Source organism: Enterobacter sp. MALB-1 (genome assembly GCF_041021625.1).
GTDB lineage: Bacteria > Pseudomonadota > Gammaproteobacteria > Enterobacterales > Enterobacteriaceae > Enterobacter > Enterobacter oligotrophicus.
The window spans coordinates 1,740,875-1,759,740 of record NZ_JBDPJL010000001.1; the positions used below are offsets into that span (position 1 = coordinate 1,740,875).

Genomic DNA, 18,866 nt, shown 5'->3' on the forward strand with positions numbered 1-18,866 from the left:
GTGGGGCAAAATGCCGCCGCTGCAAACAAATGAATAATCGACGATATAAAAGGCGTCGGTTATTTTTTTTTGCATGTACGAAACGAAACTAAAAACCAAGAGGCCGGGCTTCGTACCGGATAGATATTTACTAAAATCCGACAGTTGTTGTCGCTGAGGAATAAAGAAATGGGGCAATTTTTCGCTTACGTGGCGGTTATCACCGTAAAGGAGAATAACTATGTCGCATAACGCAACTCCAAACACCTCTCGCGTGGAATTACGTAAAACGCTTACGTTGATTCCGGTTGTTATGATGGGCCTGGCCTATATGCAACCAATGACGCTGTTCGATACATTCGGTATCGTATCAGGCCTTACTGACGGTCACGTTGCGACGGCATATGCCTTTGCGCTGGTCGCCATTCTCTTTACGGCGCTGAGCTACGGTAAACTGGTTCGCCGTTTCCCGTCTGCAGGCTCTGCCTACACCTATGCTCAGAAATCCATTAGCCCGGCGGTTGGCTTTATGGTGGGCTGGTCATCTCTGCTGGACTACCTGTTCATGCCGATGATCAACATTCTGCTGGCAAAAATTTACTTCGAAGCGCTGGTGCCTTCCGTGCCGTCGTGGATCTTCGTTGTGGCGCTGGTGGCCTTTATGACCATCTCTAACCTGCGCAGCATCAAGACCGTGGCTAACTTCAACACCCTGATTGTTATTCTGCAGATGGGTATCGTTGCGGTTATCGTGGGTCTGATCATTTATGGTGTATCCCACGGTGAAGGCGCAGGTACGCTGACCAGCACCCGTCCGTTCTGGTCTGAGGGTGCACACGTGGTGCCGATGATCACCGGGGCGACCATTCTGTGCTTCTCGTTCCTGGGCTTCGACGGTATCTCTTCTCTGTCTGAAGAGACCAAAGACGCGGAGCGCGTGATCCCGAAAGCGATTTTCCTGACGGCGCTGATTGGCGGCCTGATCTTCATCGGTGCGTCTTATTTCCTGCAGCTGTATTTCCCGGACATCTCCCGCTTCAAAGATCCGGACGCGTCACAGCCTGAAATCATGCTGTACGTGGCAGGTAAAACCTTCCAGTGGGGCGTGCTGATCTTCTCAAGCGTAACCGTTCTGGCCTCTGGTATGGCGGCGCATGCCGGCGTTTCTCGCCTGATGTACGTGATGGGCCGCGACGGTGTGTTCCCGACCCGTTTCTTCGGTTACGTTCATCCGAAATGGCGTACTCCGGCATGGAACGTACTGCTGGTTGGCGCAATTGCACTGCTGGCGATTAAATTCGACCTGGTTACCGCAACCGCGCTGATTAACTTTGGTGCGCTGGTGGCGTTCACCTTCGTTAACCTCTCCGTGATCTCTCAGTTCTGGATCCGTGAGAAGCGCAACAAAACGCTGAAAGACCACTTTAACTACCTGGTTCTGCCGGTGTGTGGTGCGCTTACCGTTGGTGCGCTGTGGATTAACCTGGAAGAAAGCTCTATGGTTCTGGGGCTGATTTGGGGCGCTATCGGTCTGATTTACCTGGCCTGCGTTACCAAAAGTTTCCGCAACCCAGTGCCTCAGTACGAAGACGTTGCGTAATATCATGTCGGGCGGCGGCTACGCCTTACCCGACCTACAAACCCGCAGGCTCGCGTAAAAGCGCAGCGCCACCGGGCAAAAAAAAGCCGGAGACATCGCCTCCGGCTTTTTTTTTACCCATCACTCAAACAATCTCTTGCGCGTACTGGAACAGCGCTTTCAGCAGTGCCTGCTTCTCTGCATCCCCTTCATACTGGCTATAAAGCATCTCCAGCTCCTGGGCATAAGCATGCAGGAATTCCGGCGTAAAGACGTTACGGCGATGCTGCAGCCAACGTTCCTGCTCCACTTCATCCAGCGTGCCGGGATAGTTTCGCGCACGATAATTAAACATCAGTTTCTCGATGCGCTTGTCAGCAAAGGTAATATCCAGCGCCGGTAAATTGCGCGGGTCGGTTTGCAAAACAATCTTCATGGCGGCACGGTCAGCATCGCTAAAGAAGCCGTTATAGAGCTGCACATCGACATTTTCAGACGGTACAAACGGCTCCGCTTCAGCAAAGATCGCCACGACTTTTTCACGCACCTGAGGGTTGTCACGCAGGATTTTGAGGTTATCCAGGCAATGCTGGCGGTTTATGCCCAGTCTGTCGGCATCCTCCGGACGCAGCGTATTGGCTTGCGCCAGCACCGGGCATTTATTGATATGAACCAGTTTTACCGGTACTGCAGGCAGGTCACCCAGTTCATTTTTCGGCGTATAGAGCCGCTCACGCAGGGTATCGCTGTCAAGTTCCAGCAGCGGTGAGATATCACCGGCCAAATCCACCATGATGACGGCATTCCGGTTGTCAGGATGCCAGGCCAGAGGAGCGACCCAGCTTGTATTTCCCCGCCATGCGCCGAACATGCCGGAAATATGCACCAGCGGTTTCATTTGCGGGACATCAATCAGGGTGATGAGTTTATGTTTGCTGCGGTGGCTCAGCAGATAGTCGAACAGACGCGGTTGCGCGCGCTTCACCAGTTTCGCCATTGCGATGGTGGCATAGACGTCGGCCATTGCGTCGTGGGCATTACTGTGCTCAATGCCATTAGCGCGTGTCAGGTGTTCCAGCCGGAAACTCGTTAACCCTTCGTCATTTTCCGGCCAGGTGATCCCCTCCGGGCGCAGGGCATAGCACGCGCGCATGATGTCGAGTAAATCCCAGCGCGAATTGCGGTTCTGCCAGCTCCAGGCATAGGGATCGTAGAAGTTGCGGTAGAAGATATTGCGCGTCACTTCATCATCAAAGCGGATGTTGTTGTAGCCCACCACGCAGGTATCAGGCACGGTAAACAGGTCGTGGATACGGCGGGCGAACTCGGCCTCGTTTACGCCTTTGTCACGCGCTTCCTGAGGCGTAATACCCGTGACCAACACCGCGCCTGGCTGTGGCAGGTAGTCATCGGCGGGCTTGCAGTAAAAGACTTCTGGCTCGCCAATAATATTGAAATCATCGTCAGTGCGAATGGCGGCAAACTGCGCAGGGCGATCCAACGCCGGATGGGTGCCAAAGGTTTCGTAATCGTGGAATAAAAAAGTGGGGCGCGCGGCAGAGTCAGACACCAGTAATACCATCCTGTTAAAAAATGACATTGCTATGGTAAACGATCGTGATGCACAGACCGAATAAAAAGCGCCTTTATCAATGAAATTTGCGAGCTGACTTCAGGGGAAAACATGCCTCCTGTCACATTTTTTTGCAATTAAGGCAGGTAAGGACATCAGAACTCCCGTAAAAAGGTCAACGATTTTTAATGACCTGAGGATATACCGTTGAAACGCCGTCTGTTTATTGCTGTTTCTTTACTCGCTTCGAGTATTTCATCTGCGCTGGCTGCCGAACCACTGGATTTTTCACCGCAGCCTCCGACCATCCAGGCTGGCTCCTGGGTACTGATGGATTACACCACGGGTCAAATCTTAACGGCGGGCAACGAACATCAACAGCGCAACCCGGCAAGCCTGACCAAGCTGATGACTGGCTACGTCGTCGATCGCGCTATTGATAGCCATCGCATTAGTCCTGATGACATTGTTACCGTAGGCCGCGATGCATGGGCAAAAGGTAATCCGGTGTTTGACGGTTCATCGTTGATGTTCCTGAAAGAGGGCGATCGCGTCTCCGTGCGTGACCTGAGCCGTGGCCTGATTGTTGATTCCGGCAACGACGCCTGCGTGGCGCTGGCTGACCATGTGGCCGGAGGGCAGCCACAATTCGTGAATATGATGAACGACTACGTGCAAAAACTGCACCTGCGCGACACTCATTTTGAAACCGTGCATGGCCTGGATGCACCGGGACAACACAGTTCTGCCTATGACCTGGCGGTACTTTCACGCGCGATCATTCACGGTGAGCCTGAGTTCTACCATATGTACAGCGAAAAAAGCCTTACATGGAACGGCATCACCCAGCAAAACCGCAACGGCCTGCTATGGGATAAAACCATGAACGTTGACGGGTTAAAAACAGGCCATACCTCAGGTGCCGGTTTTAACCTTATCGCTTCAGCGGTAGACGGCCAGCGTCGTTTGATTGCCGTGGTTATGGGCGCGGATAGCCCGAAAGGCCGGGAAGAGCAGGCTCGCAAACTACTGCACTGGGGGCAACAGAATTTCGATACCGTGCAAATTCTGCATAATGGCAAAAAAGTGGGCACCGAGCGCATCTGGTACGGCGATAAAGAGCAGGTGAAATTAGGCACCGATCAGGATTTCTGGCTGGCCTTACCGAAGGCGGAAGTGCCCAATATCAAAGCAAAATACGTCCTGGATAAAAAAGAGCTGGACGCACCGATTGCCGCGCATCAGCGCGTCGGGGAGATCCAGCTATTTGACCGCGACAAAGTCGTCGCGCACTGGCCGCTGGTGACGCTGGAAAGCGTTGATAAAGGTGGATTTTTCTCACGGATGGGTGATTACCTGCATCATAAACTCTGACGCTGCAGATGAGCCGCGACGAGCAGACTGGCAGGGTTGCGAGTCTGCTCGCATAATAAACACTCCTTGTTTGCTGAACAGCGAAAATCTGCTTTATAGTGTATAAATACACAGTAATAAACGGAGGCAGCATGAACTACAGCATCAGACAGCAACAGAAACGTAAGATCGCGGGTTTTCACCTTGTCGGACCATGGGAAAACACGGTCAAACAAGGCTTCGAACAGCTGGTCATGTGGGTTGATGGTCGTCATATTCAACCTCTGGAGTGGGTTGCGGTTTATTACGATAATCCCGATGAGGTTCCGGCAGAAAAATTACGCTGTGATACAGCCGTCACGGTGCCCGATGATTTTGTCATCCCTGAAAACAGTGAAGGGGTGATGCTCACTGAAATCGCCGCGGGGGATTATGCCGTGGCAACGGCGCGTGTCGAAAACCACGACTTTGCCACACCCTGGTATCAGTTTTTTAATTCCCTTCTTGAAGACACACACTATCAAATCGCGCCAAAGCCCTGTTTTGAACGCTACCTGAACGACGGTAATGCGGATGGCTACTGGGATATCGAAATGTTTGTGCCGGTTGAGCACAAAGCGGGTTAGGCCTGTAAATAACAGGGTTTTTCAACCGGGTGTGATCCACCCGGCTGAAAACACAGTACAATTGTGGTTTGCCGTGTAGCTGGAGAGCGGGTGTGCGTCCCGACAAATCATTAACGCCTTTTGAAATCCGGTTGTATAAACATTACCGCGTGGTACATGGATGCCGTATCGCGCTGGCGTTTATTCTGACTTTTGTTCTGGTCCGTTTGCTGGATGTCCCTGAAGGAACATGGCCGCTGATCACGCTGGTGGTCATCATGGGGCCCATCTCATTTTGGGGAAATGTTGTCCCGCGTGCTTTTGAGCGTATAGGCGGCACTGTCCTCGGTTCAGCGCTGGGGCTTATCGCCCTGAAACTCGAACTGATCTCATTCCCGGTCATGCTGTTGTGGTGCGCGGCGGCGATGTTCCTCTGCGGCTGGCTGGCGTTGGGCAAAAAACCGTATCAGGCCTTACTGATTGGTATCACGCTTTCTGTTGTTGTTGGTGCTCCGGCAGGAGACATGACGACCGCGCTATGGCGAAGTGGGGATGTTATCCTCGGCTCGCTGCTGGCAATGCTGTTTACCGGCATCTGGCCCCAGCGCGCGTTCCTGCACTGGCGTATTCAGATGGCAAACTATGTCACAGCGTTTAATCGGGTCTACCAGGCGGGGTTTTCGCCAAACCTGGTCGAACGGCCGCGGCTGGAAAAACATCTGCAAAAAATCCTCAGTGATGTGGTTAAGATGCGTGGGTTGATCACGCCGGCCAGCAAAGAGACCCACATCCAGAAAGCCATTTTCGAAGCGATTCAGACTGTGAGCCGTAATCTGGTTTGTATGCTGGAGCTGCAAATCAATGCTCACTGGGCATCCCGTTCCAGCCATCTCTTAATGCTTAACGCGCATACGCTGAAAGAGACGCAGCAGATGACGCAGCAAACGCTGCTAACCATTGCCCACGCGCTGTATGAAGGCAACCCACAGCCAATCCTGGCGAACAGCGAACGTCTGAATGAAATCGTCGCCGAGCTGAAACAACTGATTAACGAGCGGCAGGGCGATAACGTGGCGGAAACGCCGATTCATGGTTATGTCTGGTTGAGCATGGAGCTGGCGCGACAGCTAGAGCTGTTGTCACATCTGATCTGCCGGGCGCTGCGCAAATAAAAAGCAGCTATTGCCATATGTGACGCCTGCTGCTTCGATTCAGCAGCAATTGGGGTTATGATAGCTTTAAACGATATACTCATTGTCATTCGCGGCCGCTGTCAGTAAGGTTACTGTTACAACGGTTGCTTTAACGAATCCGAATCTCACATTATCAGGGGTGTAAAAATGGAAACTACCAAGCCTTCGTTCCAGGATGTTCTGGAATTCGTCCGCCTGTTCCGCCGCAAAAACAAACTGCAGCGTGAAATCCAGGACGTTGAGAAGAAGATCCGTGACAACCAAAAACGTGTTCTGCTGCTGGACAACCTGAGCGACTACATCAAGCCAGGCATGAGCGTTGAGGCTATCCAGGGCATCATCGCCAGCATGAAAAGCGATTACGAAGACCGTGTTGACGACTACATCATCAAGAATGCTGAGCTGTCCAAAGAGCGTCGCGATATCTCCAAAAAACTGAAAGTGATGGGCGAAATCAAAAACGCTGAAGTAAAAGGCGAATAATCGCGTAGCATTGTGAAAAAGGCTCCCTGGTGTCAGGGAGCCTTTTTTATATCTGCAGGTGGCAGAAAAGCAAAAAGCCTGCTTTAAAAGCAGGCTTTTTAAATTTGGCTCCTCTGACTGGACTCGAACCAGTGACATACGGATTAACAGTCCGCCGTTCTACCGACTGAACTACAGAGGAATCGTGTGAACGGGGCGCATATTATCGATGCTCACCCATGATGTCAAAGGCAGAATGCAGATTTCTGATCGTTTGCCGATTTATTCTCCACTTCGTGCATTTGTCAGGCATTCTGGCGTTTCAGCGGCAACAGGTTCGGGTTTTATGCGCGGGTATTTCCATAACCAGCGTCCGCTCACCATTCGCCAGTAGAACAGCGTACCGCGCACTGCCCAGTCAAGGAACATCCCCAGCCAGACGCCCACTACGCCCATTCCCAGCATGATCCCTAGCGTATAGCCCGCAACCACGCGACAGCCCCACATACCAAGCATTGATACCCACATCGCAAAACGGGCATCACGTGCCCCTTTCAGCCCGGCGGGCAGAACCCAGGACGCCGCCCAGATCGGCATAAACGCGGCGTTCAGCCAAATCAGAATTTTAACGACTTCTTTTACGTCATTCTCATGGGTATAAAACGATGCCATCAGTCCGGCAAAGGGGGCCGTTCCCCAGGCTATCGCCGTTAGCCCGATAGTCGATAACCAGAAAACATGACGCAGTTGTCGCTCCGCCTGCCCTATCTGCCCTTTCCCGAGACGTTTGCCGGTGATGATGGTGGATGCAGATCCAAGCGCGTTACCTGGCAGGTTAATCAAAGAGGCGATGGAGAAGGCAATAAAATTACCGGCGATAACGTCGGTTCCCATACCGGCAACAAACATTTGCGTCAGCAGCTTCCCTCCATTAAACAGCACCGATTCAATACTTGCCGGAATACCAATCCCCATCACTTCCCAGATAATGGCAAAATTGAGTGGACGGAAATAACTTTTCAATGTGAGGCGCAGGGATGGTGTAATGCCGGTCATCAATACGCCTACGATTGCCGCCGCACCGATGTAGCGCGAAATGGTCAGCCCAAGCCCGGCTCCCACAAAACCCAGGCCGTCCCAGGAAAAAACACCATAGATCAAAACGCTGCTGATAATAATATTCAGGATGTTCATCCCGCCGTTGATCAGCAGCGGGATTTTGGTATTTCCTGCACCACGCAGTGCCCCGCTGCCAATTAAAGCGATAGCGGCTGCCGGATAGCTAATGACCGTCATTTCCAGATAGGTTAGCGCGAGATCTTTAACGTCATTTGTCGCTTCGCCCGCGACGATGTCGATAATTTCTTTACCGTAGTAATGAATCACAGCCGCCAGCACGATCGAAAAAAGGGTCATGATCATCAGCGACTGCCGGGCTGCTTCGCGTGCGCGTTTCGGATCGAGCTTGCCCAGACTGAATGCGACGACAACGGTCGTCCCGAGATCGATAGCGGCAAAGAAAGACATCACCACCATATTAAAGCTGTCCGCCAGGCCGACACCTGCCATCGCCTCCTTCCCGAGCCAGCTCACCAGAAACGTGCTCAGTACACCCATCAACAGGACGCAGGTGTTCTCCAGGAAAATAGGTACAGCAAGGGGGGTGATTTCACGCCAGAACAAAACACGATAGCTTTTACGTTTTGCATACCAGGGAGTGCGCATAATCGCCTGGCGTAGGGGGGCTGTGACGTTCAAAATGGACCTTAGCGAGAAAGTTGAAACTCCATTTCAAATGATGGGGTAGAAATGCCCATCCTGCAAAGTATTTTCCATAAAATATGTTTGGTTTTACAACAAACTGTCGACAGAAACAGCAAACAGCCGTGATTCCCAAAGATCGGGTTTGACAAAACTTTTTTCGCCGCTAAGATAAGCCTCCACAACGATTCCTCTGTAGTTCAGTCGGTAGAACGGCGGACTGTTAATCCGTATGTCACTGGTTCGAGTCCAGTCAGAGGAGCCAAATTTGAAAAGCCTGCTTTTAAAGCAGGCTTTTTGCTTTTCTGCGCCAGAGATTACCGGCTCACACGAATCGGCGCGGTCGCTTCAAATAGCCACGGACGCGCATCACTATCCACCAGCGGCGACAGCGCCTCACGCACTTTCTGGTGGTACTCATCCAGCCACTGTTTTTCCTGCTCGTTTAACAGGTGTAGCTCAGCCTGGCTTAGATCAATTGGGATCAACGTCAGCGATGCAAACGCGCAAAATCCCGGACGACTTTCCACGATTTCCACCTGGTTTTCAATGCGAATGCCGTGACTTCCGGCCAGATAATACCCCGGTTCAATGGTCATAATATTGCCTGCCATCAGCGGCCACGGGTTGACCTTTTTCGCAAAACGGTGCGGATTTTCGTGGATCAGGAGCTGATGTCCCACGCCATGCCCGGTGCCATGATCGTAATCCAGCCCCATCTCCCACAACGGACGGCGCGCAAAGGCGTCGAGCTGATGTCCCTGGCTGCCGGACGGGAACTGCAGCGTAATCAGAGACAAAAAGCCCCGTAATACCGCGGTGTAGTGTAAGCGCTGCTGCGGGTCGACCTTGCCCCACGCCAGCGTGCGCGTCGCATCAGTGGTGCCGTTGTGGTACTGGCCGCCAGAATCATTGAGATAAAAATGATCGTGACCGAGGGTTTTATTGCTGGCTTCGCTTGAGTGGTAATGGCACATCGCCGCATTGCTGGAAGATGCGGAAATTGTCGCAAAACTCTGCTCAATAAAGCCCGGTTGCTGCTGACGGAAAGCAAGCTGCTTTGCCTGTACTTCAAGCTCCGTCAGGGGCTGCCCAGCGGCCTGCCGCTTAGGCACCTCGCGGCTCAGCCAGGCGAGGAAATTGACCCACGCAGCACCGTCCTGATGATGGCACTCACGATATCCCGCCAGCTCCACTGGGTTTTTATGGGCTTTCATCAACGTGATGGGATCGGTCTGCCAGATAATTTCCCCGTCGGGTTCAATGGCAAAGCGCAACGCTACCGGGGCGGAATCGGCGTCGACCATTACCCGCTTACCCTTCGCAAGCTGCTGACAGCGTCCGATAAAGGCGTCCTGCGGCGCAATCGTGACAGTATGTCGAAACGAATCCGGTAAATTGCTCAGCTTGTTGTCGTTAACAAACCACTCGACGTGCCCGTCGCGGCCAAGCAGCGCAAATGAGAGCGGGACCGGGCTGGTAGAGATATCTGAGCCGCGCACGTTCAGCAGCCAGGCGATATTGTCCGGCTGGGTGATGGCCAGGTAGTCGGCCGCTTTCCCGGCCAGGATTTCAGCCACGCGCTGGCGCTTGTCGGCACTGCTTTCGCCGCTGATATCGTCTGGCATTTCACGGATAAGCCCCGCCGGTGCGGCAGGGCGGTCAGTCCAGAGCGTATCAAACGGCGACAGGTCAAGCGGCACCAGCTCGCACGGTGTAGCTGAAAGCTGCGTGAATTCTGCGTTGGTCATCAATAGCGCTTCAAAGCCAATCCGCATTCCTGCTTCCGCATTTTTCAACAGCCACTCGGCCAGCGGTTCGTTATGCAGATGATGAATTGCAATGTCATCCATGTTGACCTGTACGCGAGCCTGAACCTGATAGCGACCATCGACGAATAACAGGGCTTTGTCTTTCAGTACCAGCGCCAGCCCGGCTGAACCGTCGAAGCCGGTCAGCCAGGCCAGTTTTTCGTCGTACGGTGCACAGTATTCGCTTTGCCAGGCGTCCGCGCGCGGGACGATCATTCCGTCGAGGTTGTTTTCCTGTAGCCACTGACGCAGGGCGGATAACGGTGATGTGGTATGCATAGCTTTTCCTTACTGATATCAGCGGAATGGCGGTTCGTTGAAGGTGCGCAGCTTGCGGGAGTGCAGCTTGTCGCCTTCTGCCCGAAGTAAATCAATGGCACGAATACCAATTTGCAAGTGCTCAGAAATAGCGCCTTCGTAGAAACGGTTAGCCTGACCTGGCAACTTAATTTCGCCGTGCAGCGGCTTATCGGAAACGCACAGCAGCGTGCCGTAAGGGACGCGGAAACGGTAACCCTGCGCGGCAATAGTGGCGCTTTCCATATCGATGGCAACCGCGCGGCTCAGGTTGAAGCGTAGCGCCGAGGCGGAGTAGCGTAACTCCCAGTTACGGTCATCGGTGGTCACGACGGTGCCTGTGCGCAGGCGTTGTTTAACCTCTTCCCCTGGCATTCCGCTCACCTCTTTCGTGGCGTCATACAGCGCACGCTGCACTTCTGCGATGCTTGGGATCGGGATATCCGGTGGAAGCACTGCGTCCAGCACATGATCGTCACGCAGATAAGCGTGAGCCAGCACGTAGTCGCCAATCAGCTGGCTTTCACGCAGGCCGCCGCAGTGACCAATCATCAGCCAGACGTCCGGGCGCAGCACTGCGAGGTGGTCGCAGATGGTTTTGGCGTTCGACGGACCGACGCCGATGTTGATCAGCGTGATCCCCTGACCATCGGCAGTGATCAAGTGCCAGGCGGGCATTTGATGTTTCTTCCAGGCCAGATCGGAAATGGCCTGCTCGGGGGCTTCGGTTTCAGCGGTGATCCAGATCCCGCCCGCGCACGAGAGCGCAATGTACGGGCTGTCCGGGTCAAGAATTTGGCTGCAGCCCCAGCGGACAAACTCGTCAACATAGCGGGTGTAGTTGGTGAACAGCACAAAAGGCTGGAAGTGTTCGGCTGGCGTACCGGTGTAATGACGCAGGCGTGCCAGCGAAAAATCCACACGGCGGGCATCAAAGTGCGACAGCGGCGAGAATTCCGCCGGATGATAAATACCATCCGCCGTCTCATCGCCAATCTGCGAAAGTTCGGTGGTTGGGAAATGACGCGTCAGTCCCGCGCTCATAGAGCGGTCGAGCGTCAGCGCAGAGCCGTCGATCACATACGGATACGGGATCTCATGCAGCGAAGGCTCAACGGAAATATGTGCGCCGTAATCCTGATAAAGCAGCGTGAGTTGTTCTTCAAGGTAGGGCCGGAAAAGTGCCGGACGGGTGACGGTGGTGCTGTAACAGCCGGAGTGGGTAAAGCGCGCATAGGCACGGGTTTTTGGCGTTGTGCTGGCGCTGCCGTCCCAGGTTACAGAGAGCGATGGATAAACAAAAAGGCCCTGGGTTCTGGCCTTTTCGTCGGGGAGTTTCCCTGTTTCAATGTATTCACTAATGGCGCTGCGCAGTGCATTGACGGACTGTTCGTACAGCGCGTCAAGTTTTTCCAGCGCCTGAGCCGGGGTCAGGCTGGAGCCCTTATTATTCATGTCTGTCTCCTTGTTCCACAGGTGTGCGGCGTTACCCGATAGTATGTCACACGCTTGTGAAACAAAAGTGAGATCAGCTGTGGCTCGTCTCTTTCATAAACAGCGCCGTGGCGGCAGACAGCAGGCAACCCACCAGCAGATAAATCGCCACGCTGTGCCAGTTCCCGCCGGAGAAAGTCACCAGCGCGGCAGCAATAAACGGTGTAAACCCGCCACCGACCACGCTTGCCACCTGATACCCTACGCCTGCACCGCTGTAACGATAGCTCGCGCCAAACAGTTCGGTGAACATCGGCTGCTGTACGCACACCACCATGTCATGGGCGATGTTAGCCAGCATGATGGCGAAGAAGACAATCCAGAATACCGACTGCGCTTCCAGCGCCATAAAGAACGGCCAGGCGCTGAGTGTGCCAATCAACGCGCCAGTAATGTAGACCCGGCGACGGCCGAACCGGTCCGCCAGCCAGGCGAAACACGGAATGGTCAGGCAACTGATCCCACCAACCACCAGACCAATGTTCAGAAACAGTTCACGTGGTAAGCCGAGGTTTTGCGTGGAATAGTTCAGGGCAAACGCGGTAACGATATACATCGTCAGCAGCTCGCACAGGCGCAGGGCGATAATTTTCAGAAAAGCGCCAGGGTGCTGGACCAACGCTTCCATTACCGGCAGCCGTTTTTGGGTAGCGGGCTTTTCCCGCTGCTGCTGTTCAAATTCCGCAGACTCTTCCATTCCGTTGCGTATCCACAGCGCGGCGATCACCAGCACGATGCTGAAGATGAACGGAATGCGCCAGCCCCAGCTCAAAAACTGTTCGTCCGTTGTGAGCTGGCTTATCAGCGACACCAGCCCGGTGGAGAGCAGCAGTCCGACGCCATATCCCACCTGCACACCGCTGCTGTAGAACGCCTTCTTGTTTTTCGGTGCGCTCTCGACGGACAACAGTGCCGCGCCGCCCCATTCGCCACCCACGGCAAAACCCTGAATGGCGCGCAGCGTGACCAGCAGCACCGGAGCCCACCAGCCGATGGTGGCAAACGACGGTAAAATACCGATAAGCGCGGTGGCGATCCCCATCATCCACACGGTGAGCATCAGCATGCGTTTGCGGCCCAGCCGATCGCCAAAGTGGCCGAAAATCACCCCACCCAGAGGGCGGAACAGAAAGCCCACGCCAAAGGTGGCAAACGCGGCGAGCGTGCCCATGGCGGGGCTGATCTGGGGGAAAAATTCACGGTTAAACACCAGCGCGGCGGTGATGCCATAGAGCAGAAAATCATACCAGTCGACAACCGCACCAGCGAAGCTACCCAGTGCGGCGCGGCGGGCGCGGTTAAGCGAAGATGTCTCCTTGCGGGAACGATCGGAGATGAGGGTGGAGTCCATAGTTGTCCTGTCTGTACTGATTTTTAATTATTGGTATAAGAAAAGGTTACTCACATTGCAGCCATCATTGATGGAACGTATGAGACTACCGCGACAGGAGGCGAGAGAAAACTGATTTTATTTCCTGATGGGGATGCAAAGCGGCTACGCTATGTTTATCAAATATCGGGAGCGACTAAGGAAGGGATTATGCGTCGTCATATTCTGTTGGGCTGTTTAAGCGCGTTATTCATGAGTCAAACAGTGCTGGCGGTGAGTTATCCTCTGCCGCCTGAAGGAAGCCGCCTCGTTGGTGCGCCAATAACCATCACCGTACCTGATGGCAACACGCTGCCGCTCGAAGCGTTCGCTGCACAGCACGGGCAAGGGCTCAGCAATATGCTGGAAGCGAATCCGGGAGTCGATCCGTTTCTGCCTAAAGCCGGTACGCAACTGGTGGTGCCCCAGCAAATCATTCTGCCCCCCACGGTACGTGAGGGGATTGTGGTGAACGTCGCGGAAATGCGCCTCTACTATTACCCAAAAGAGGGCAATACCGTTGAGATCCTGCCGATTGGCATAGGCCAGGCCGGGCGCGAAACGCCGCGTAACTGGGTGACGACCGTTGAGCGCAAGCAGGAAGGGCCGACCTGGTCGCCAACGCCGAATACGCGTCGTGCGTATGCGAAAGAGGGGAAAACCCTGCCTGCATTCGTTCCCGCCGGGCCAGATAACCCGATGGGGCTGTATGCTATTTATATTGGCAGGCTGTACGCCATTCACGGTACAAACTCGAATTTTGGCATTGGGCTGCGCGTGAGTCAGGGCTGTATACGCCTGCGCAATAGCGATATCAAATACCTGTTTGACAATGTGCCTGTCGGGACGCGCGTGCAGCTTATCGATCAGCCACTGAAAATGACCACGGAGCCGGACGGCAGCCGCTGGATAGAAGTTCACGAACCGTTGTCGCGCAATCGTGCGGAATTTGAGTCGTCGGAGAAAGTACCGCTGCCCATCGCGCCCGCGTTGCGGACACAGCTAAAAAATGAGGGAGCCGATGCGGAACTGGAACGCCGGTCGGGAATGCCGGTGAAGATTGGTATTTAAGCCTTGCTGCGCGGTAATGTTTCAAAAGCAAAAAGCCTGCTTTAAAAGCAGGCTTTTCAAATTTGGCTCCTCTGACTGGACTCGAACCAGTGACATACGGATTAACAGTCCGCCGTTCTACCGACTGAACTACAGAGGAATCGTGTGAACGGGGCGCATATTATCGACGTCTGCCGGGCTTGTCAAAGGGTGGCACCACGCATTTGGTTCGTTTGCTGACAAAACAGGCAAAGTGGCTTTTTTGGCAACGAATTGCACCGTTATTGTGCAGATATACCTCTTATGGGGCAGATCATAAACCGCTGTTTCAGTAATAAAAGGGGCGTCAGTAATTAGGTTTCCTTATTTTCAGGCAGTTAGCGAACATATCAGACCTCTTCCCAAAACTGGCATTCATATTGCAAAACCTGTTTAAACAATGACAGCCGGTTCCGGCACAGCATGACAACAGGGGGCAAAATGAACTTAAGACGACTGAAATACTTCGTAAAAATCGTCGATATCGGCAGCCTGACTCAAGCGGCAGAAGTGCTGCATATTGCGCAGCCTGCCCTGAGCCAGCAGGTGGCTACGCTGGAAGGTGAGATGGATCAGCAACTGTTGATTCGCACCAAGCGCGGCGTAACGCCAACCGAAGCAGGAAAAATTTTGTATACCCATGCCCGGACGATTTTGCGTCAGTGTGAACAGGCGCAACTGGCGGTGAATAACGTAGGGCAGACCTTAAGCGGGCACGTCTCCATTGGTCTGGCTCCCGGAACCGCTGCCTCCTCTATCACGATGCCGCTGCTGCAGGCTGTGCGATCTGAACTGCCTGAGGTGCTGGTTTATCTGCATGAGAACAGCGGTTCTGTGCTGAATGACAAGCTGCTCAACGGCCAGCTGGATATGGCCGTGCTTTACGACCGTTCTCCGGTAGCCGGGATCACCAGCCAGCCACTGCTGAAAGAAGATCTTTATCTGGTGGGTACCCGCGACTGTCCGGGGCAAAGTGTCGATCTGACCGCAGTTGCAGAGATGAATTTGTTCCTGCCGCGTGATTACAGCGCCGTGCGCGTGCGTGTGGATGAAGCCTTTTCGCTGCGTCGCCTGACGGCTAAAATTATCGGTGAAATCGACTCCATCTCGACGCTGACGGCCGCGATTGCCAGCGGAATGGGCGTTACCGTATTACCTGAATCCGCCGCACGTTCGCTATGCAGCGCAGCAAACGGCTGGATGGCACGTATCACGACACCGTCCATGAGTTTGCCGTTGTCGCTGAATATGTCCGCGCGCGGCTCGCTGACACCACAGGCGCAGGCGGTGAAAGAGATTTTGATGTCTCTGGTGAGCAAGCCGTCGCTGGAGAATCGCGAACTGCAGCTTGTGAGCTGATATTCCATAAAAGCATAAGATGCTGGTTTTTATTATTTGTTCTGCAGCCTGGCTAACTCTAACAATAGAGCCATGTCACAAGCGCCGGAGTGAATCGTGAATTTCCAGCAACTTAAAATTATTCGTGAGGCGGCCAGGCGGGATTACAACCTGACTGAAGTCGCCAATATGCTTTACACCTCGCAGTCGGGCGTGAGCCGCCATATTCGTGAGCTGGAAGAAGAGCTCGGTATTGAGATTTTCATCCGCCGCGGTAAGCGTCTGCTGGGGATGACGGAGCCTGGCAAGGCATTGCTGGCTATCGCTGAGCGTATTCTCAACGAGGCCAGCAACGTTCGCCGTCTGGCCGATCTCTTCACCAATGACGCCTCGGGCGTGCTGACCATCGCCACTACCCACACGCAGGCACGCTACAGTTTGCCGCCCGTGATTAAAGCATTTCGCGAGCTTTTCCCTGACGTCCGTCTGGAGCTTATCCAGGGCACACCGCAGGAAATTGAAGTGCTGCTGCAGAATGGTGGAGCAGATATTGGTATCGCCAGCGAACGACTCAGCACCGATCCACTGCTGGTGGCTTTCCCCTGGTTTCGTTGGCATCACAGCCTGCTTTTGCCAGCCGATCACCCGCTTAACCAGGTATCACCGCTGACGCTTGAAGAGATCAGCAAATGGCCGTTGATTACCTATCGACAGGGCATCACCGGGCGTTCACGTATCGACGAAGCCTTCAACCGCAAAGGGTTGACGCCGGATGTGGTGCTCAGCGCTCAGGACTCCGATGTGATCAAAACGTATGTAGCGTTAGGGCTGGGTATCGGTCTGGTGGCGGAGCAATCCGGTGGCGAGCAGGAGTCAGGAGAACTGGTGCGTCTTGATACCCGTCACCTGTTTGATGCGAATACCGTCTGGCTTGGCCTGAAACGTGGTCAACTGCAGCGCAACTACGTGTGGCGTTTTATCGAGCTATGCAATGCGGGATTATCGGTCGATGAGATCAAACGCCAGGTGATGGAGCCGGAAGAAGTGGCGATTGATTATCAGATTTAAATATGGCTGAAGCCGATGGCGTTGCTGACCGGGTTATTCACCAAAAGCAAAAAGCCTGCTTTAAAAGCAGGCTTTTCAAATTTGGCTCCTCTGACTGGGATCGCCTTTGCCATTAACTGGCTGATTGTTAAGCTAAATCTAAAATTTAGGGTTGTCAAGACCACCAGAATGACCACCTTTTTAGCCAACATCGAACACACAATGAGTAAGCCTTGTAGATTCAACTATTCCATATATTTCTTAGCAAAATTTGCCAATTCTTTCGCCCTGGCAGGTTCCCAGCCGTTATTGACTGCAAACTGTCTGATTGCCTCTTCAGTTGCTCTGAATCCTTGCTTTTTTAGGTCAGAAAAAATTCGCTTTGCCATGTCTTTATCACATGGATGGCTGAGCCCTGTTGCCATGTTGATGCATCTGACCTGCTCCCCGTTGATTAACACACCCCGATGTTAGTAATGTCTTCATAAGCCACATGAGGACATCCCCATGAAGAAGCGTTTTTCCGACGAACAGATCATCAGTATTCTTCGCGAAGCGGAAGCCGGGGTTTCTGCCCGTGAGCTCTGCCGTAAGCACGCCATTTCCGATGCCACTTTCTACACCTGGCGCAAGAAGTTTGGTGGCATGGAAGTTCCTGAGGTGAAGCGGCTTAAATCTCTTGAAGAGGAGAACGCCCGCCTCAAGAAGCTGCTTGCCGAAGCCATGCTGGATAAGGAGGCGCTTCAGGTGGCTCTGGGGCGAAAGTACTGACGACAGACCACAAGCGGGAAGCCGTTAAGTTTATGTGTGATGCGACCGGTCTGTCGCAACGTCGTGCCTGCAGGCTTACTGGTTTGTCTCTGTCGACCTGCCGCTACGAGGCTCAGCGTCCGGCGGCTGATGCGCATTTATCAGGGCGCATCACTGAACTGGCATTGGAGCGCAGGCGTTTTGGCTACCGCCGTATCTGGCAGTTGCTGCGTCGGGAGGGCCTTCACGTCAATCACAAGCGGGTATACCGTATTTACCACCTTAATGGACTGAGCGTAAAACGCAGACGACGCCGTAAAGGGCTGGCAACCGAACGGTTTCCGCTTCTGCGCCCGGATGCGCCGAACCTGACATGGTCGATGGATTTCGTTATGGACGTACTGGCCAACGGTCGGAGGATCAAGTGCCTGACCTGTGTGGATGATTTCACTAAGGAGTGTCTGACGATCACCGCTGCTTTCGGTATTTCAGGCGTTCAGGTCACGCGTATTCTGGACAGCATCGCGCTGTTTAGGGGCTATCCGGCGACAATAAGAACCGATCAGGGCCCGGAATTTACCTGCCGCGCGCTCGATCAATGGGCCTTTGAGCATGGTGTGGAACTACGGCTTATCCAGCCAGGTAAGCCAACGCAGAACGGATTTATTGAGAGTTTTAACGGATGCTTTCGCGATGAGTGTCTGAATGAACACTGGTTCAGCGATATTCTTCATGCCCGGAAAACGATTAATGACTGGCGGCAGGATTATAACGAGTGCCGTCCCCATTCATCGCTGGATTACCAGACACCAGCTGAATTCGCAACGGACTGGCGAAACAGGAAATATGAAGAAAAACCAACCGACATTACTAACTGAAGGTTGTATCTAATCCTGGGGGCAGGTCAGTTCCAGTAGTCGAAGGGCACGGCGAGCCGCCCAAAGATAATGAAACTGATCGCCATCTCTACTGGTGCGAACAAGCAGGCTGTCAGACATTGAGCATCGTCCTTATGTCAGTTAGGCTACGAGAATTATAACTTCTTATTTTTTAATACACTATCTCTATAAATGATTCCGATAATACCCACTCCATCCATTCTGCTCTCTGTGAGCCTAAAAAATCTGATTCTGACAATGAACATTACTTATTGGAGTCTTCTCTGT

Annotated in this window: 18 protein-coding genes and 3 tRNA genes; 11 read left to right on the forward strand and 10 right to left on the reverse strand. The window is 53.5% G+C overall.

The genetic code is table 11. From position 1 onward, the window contains the following. Positions 1–168 precede the first annotated feature (168 nt). A complete protein-coding gene (gene yoeI, locus ABGB15_RS08255; protein ID WP_099458931.1) occupies positions 169–231 on the forward strand; it encodes a membrane protein YoeI in 63 nt (20 codons plus the stop codon). Beyond that, the gene (locus ABGB15_RS08260) at positions 221–1,579 is read left to right on the forward strand and encodes an APC family permease (protein WP_167515527.1); all 1,359 of its coding nucleotides are present in this window, start codon (positions 221–223) and stop codon (positions 1,577–1,579) included. Before yoeI ends, ABGB15_RS08260 begins: the two co-directional genes overlap by 11 nt. 124 nt (positions 1,580–1,703) lie before the next feature. Here ABGB15_RS08260 and sbcB read toward each other — a convergent pair whose 3' ends face one another. Continuing rightward, positions 1,704–3,131, reverse strand: coding sequence for an exodeoxyribonuclease I (sbcB, locus tag ABGB15_RS08265; RefSeq protein WP_215722412.1), 1,428 nt, complete (start codon positions 3,129–3,131; stop codon positions 1,704–1,706). Positions 3,132–3,338: 207 nt separating this feature from the next. Between sbcB and dacD the strand changes: the two genes are divergently transcribed. The 4 genes from dacD to ABGB15_RS08285 all read left to right on the forward strand — a co-directional run bounded on the left by dacD (position 3,339) and on the right by ABGB15_RS08285 (position 6,765). Beyond that, positions 3,339–4,505, forward strand: coding sequence for a serine-type D-Ala-D-Ala carboxypeptidase DacD (gene dacD, locus ABGB15_RS08270; RefSeq protein ID WP_215722301.1), 1,167 nt, complete (start codon positions 3,339–3,341; stop codon positions 4,503–4,505). 131 nt (positions 4,506–4,636) lie between these two features. Next, positions 4,637–5,110, forward strand: a complete 474-nt coding sequence (sbmC, locus tag ABGB15_RS08275; protein ID WP_215722300.1) for a DNA gyrase inhibitor SbmC — start codon at positions 4,637–4,639, stop codon at positions 5,108–5,110. A 92-nt stretch (positions 5,111–5,202) separates the two neighbouring features. Then, positions 5,203–6,261: an FUSC family protein gene (locus ABGB15_RS08280; protein ID WP_215722299.1), complete on the forward strand. Its 1,059-nt coding sequence runs from the start codon at positions 5,203–5,205 to the stop codon at positions 6,259–6,261. A gap of 168 nt (positions 6,262–6,429) precedes the next feature. Next, complete coding sequence (locus tag ABGB15_RS08285) at positions 6,430–6,765, forward strand: DUF496 family protein (RefSeq protein WP_152081519.1); 336 nt, start codon at positions 6,430–6,432, stop codon at positions 6,763–6,765. A 105-nt stretch (positions 6,766–6,870) separates the two neighbouring features. Here the strand turns inward: ABGB15_RS08285 and ABGB15_RS08290 are convergent. The 3 genes from ABGB15_RS08290 to ABGB15_RS08300 all read right to left on the reverse strand — a co-directional run bounded on the left by ABGB15_RS08290 (position 6,871) and on the right by ABGB15_RS08300 (position 8,688). Beyond that, positions 6,871–6,946: transfer RNA gene (locus tag ABGB15_RS08290), tRNA-Asn, on the reverse strand. An 80-nt stretch (positions 6,947–7,026) separates the two neighbouring features. Beyond that, entirely contained in the window at positions 7,027–8,502 is a 1,476-nt protein-coding gene (emmdR, locus tag ABGB15_RS08295) for a multidrug efflux MATE transporter EmmdR (protein WP_215722284.1), read from the reverse strand. A 93-nt stretch (positions 8,503–8,595) separates the two neighbouring features. Beyond that, positions 8,596–8,688 carry a DUF5951 family protein gene (locus ABGB15_RS08300; protein ID WP_369064160.1) on the reverse strand — a complete coding sequence of 31 codons (93 nt, stop codon included), beginning with the start codon at positions 8,686–8,688 and terminating at the stop codon, positions 8,596–8,598. Positions 8,689–8,694: 6 nt separating this feature from the next. On the opposite strand from ABGB15_RS08300, the gene ABGB15_RS08305 reads away from it, so the two are divergent. Then, a tRNA-Asn gene (locus ABGB15_RS08305) sits at positions 8,695–8,770 on the forward strand. 52 nt (positions 8,771–8,822) lie between these two features. Here ABGB15_RS08305 and ABGB15_RS08310 read toward each other — a convergent pair. The 3 genes from ABGB15_RS08310 to shiA all read right to left on the reverse strand — a co-directional run bounded on the left by ABGB15_RS08310 (position 8,823) and on the right by shiA (position 13,458). Further along, a complete protein-coding gene (locus ABGB15_RS08310; RefSeq protein ID WP_215722283.1) occupies positions 8,823–10,595 on the reverse strand; it encodes an aminopeptidase P family protein in 1,773 nt (590 codons plus the stop codon). An 18-nt stretch (positions 10,596–10,613) separates the two neighbouring features. After that, entirely contained in the window at positions 10,614–12,068 is a 1,455-nt protein-coding gene (locus ABGB15_RS08315; RefSeq protein WP_152081516.1) for an AMP nucleosidase, read from the reverse strand. Positions 12,069–12,141: 73 nt separating this feature from the next. Beyond that, a complete protein-coding gene (shiA, locus tag ABGB15_RS08320; RefSeq protein ID WP_152081515.1) occupies positions 12,142–13,458 on the reverse strand; it encodes a shikimate transporter in 1,317 nt (438 codons plus the stop codon). Between the two features lie 189 nt (positions 13,459–13,647). Between shiA and ldtA the strand changes: the two genes are divergently transcribed. Next, positions 13,648–14,547, forward strand: a complete 900-nt coding sequence (ldtA, locus tag ABGB15_RS08325) for a L,D-transpeptidase (protein WP_152081514.1) — start codon at positions 13,648–13,650, stop codon at positions 14,545–14,547. Positions 14,548–14,610: 63 nt separating this feature from the next. On the opposite strand, the gene ABGB15_RS08330 is transcribed toward ldtA, so the two are convergent. After that, a tRNA-Asn gene (locus tag ABGB15_RS08330) sits at positions 14,611–14,686 on the reverse strand. A 320-nt stretch (positions 14,687–15,006) separates the two neighbouring features. Between ABGB15_RS08330 and nac the strand changes: the two genes are divergently transcribed. Together nac and cbl are read left to right on the forward strand one after the other, a co-directional pair. Continuing rightward, a complete protein-coding gene (nac, locus tag ABGB15_RS08335) occupies positions 15,007–15,924 on the forward strand; it encodes a nitrogen assimilation transcriptional regulator NAC (protein WP_152081513.1) in 918 nt (305 codons plus the stop codon). A 96-nt stretch (positions 15,925–16,020) separates the two neighbouring features. Then, positions 16,021–16,971, forward strand: coding sequence for an HTH-type transcriptional regulator Cbl (gene cbl, locus ABGB15_RS08340; RefSeq protein WP_215722282.1), 951 nt, complete (start codon positions 16,021–16,023; stop codon positions 16,969–16,971). On the opposite strand, the gene ABGB15_RS08345 is transcribed toward cbl, so the two are convergent. Then, a complete protein-coding gene (locus ABGB15_RS08345) occupies positions 16,968–17,162 on the reverse strand; it encodes a hypothetical protein (RefSeq protein ID WP_313326381.1) in 195 nt (64 codons plus the stop codon). The two genes, cbl and ABGB15_RS08345, sit on opposite strands and share 4 nt — an antisense overlap. Positions 17,163–17,195: 33 nt before the next feature. Next, a complete protein-coding gene (locus ABGB15_RS08350; protein ID WP_369064161.1) occupies positions 17,196–17,411 on the reverse strand; it encodes a DUF1889 family protein in 216 nt (71 codons plus the stop codon). A 46-nt stretch (positions 17,412–17,457) separates the two neighbouring features. Between ABGB15_RS08350 and ABGB15_RS08355 the strand changes: the two genes are divergently transcribed. Next, positions 17,458–18,578, forward strand: a protein-coding gene (locus ABGB15_RS08355) for an IS3 family transposase (RefSeq protein ID WP_313326379.1) whose coding sequence is annotated in 2 segments (ribosomal slippage) — positions 17,458–17,716 and positions 17,716–18,578 — 1,122 coding nt in all. Because the reading frame shifts where the segments join, the coding sequence is not laid out codon by codon here. Positions 18,579–18,866: the final 288 nt, after the last annotated feature.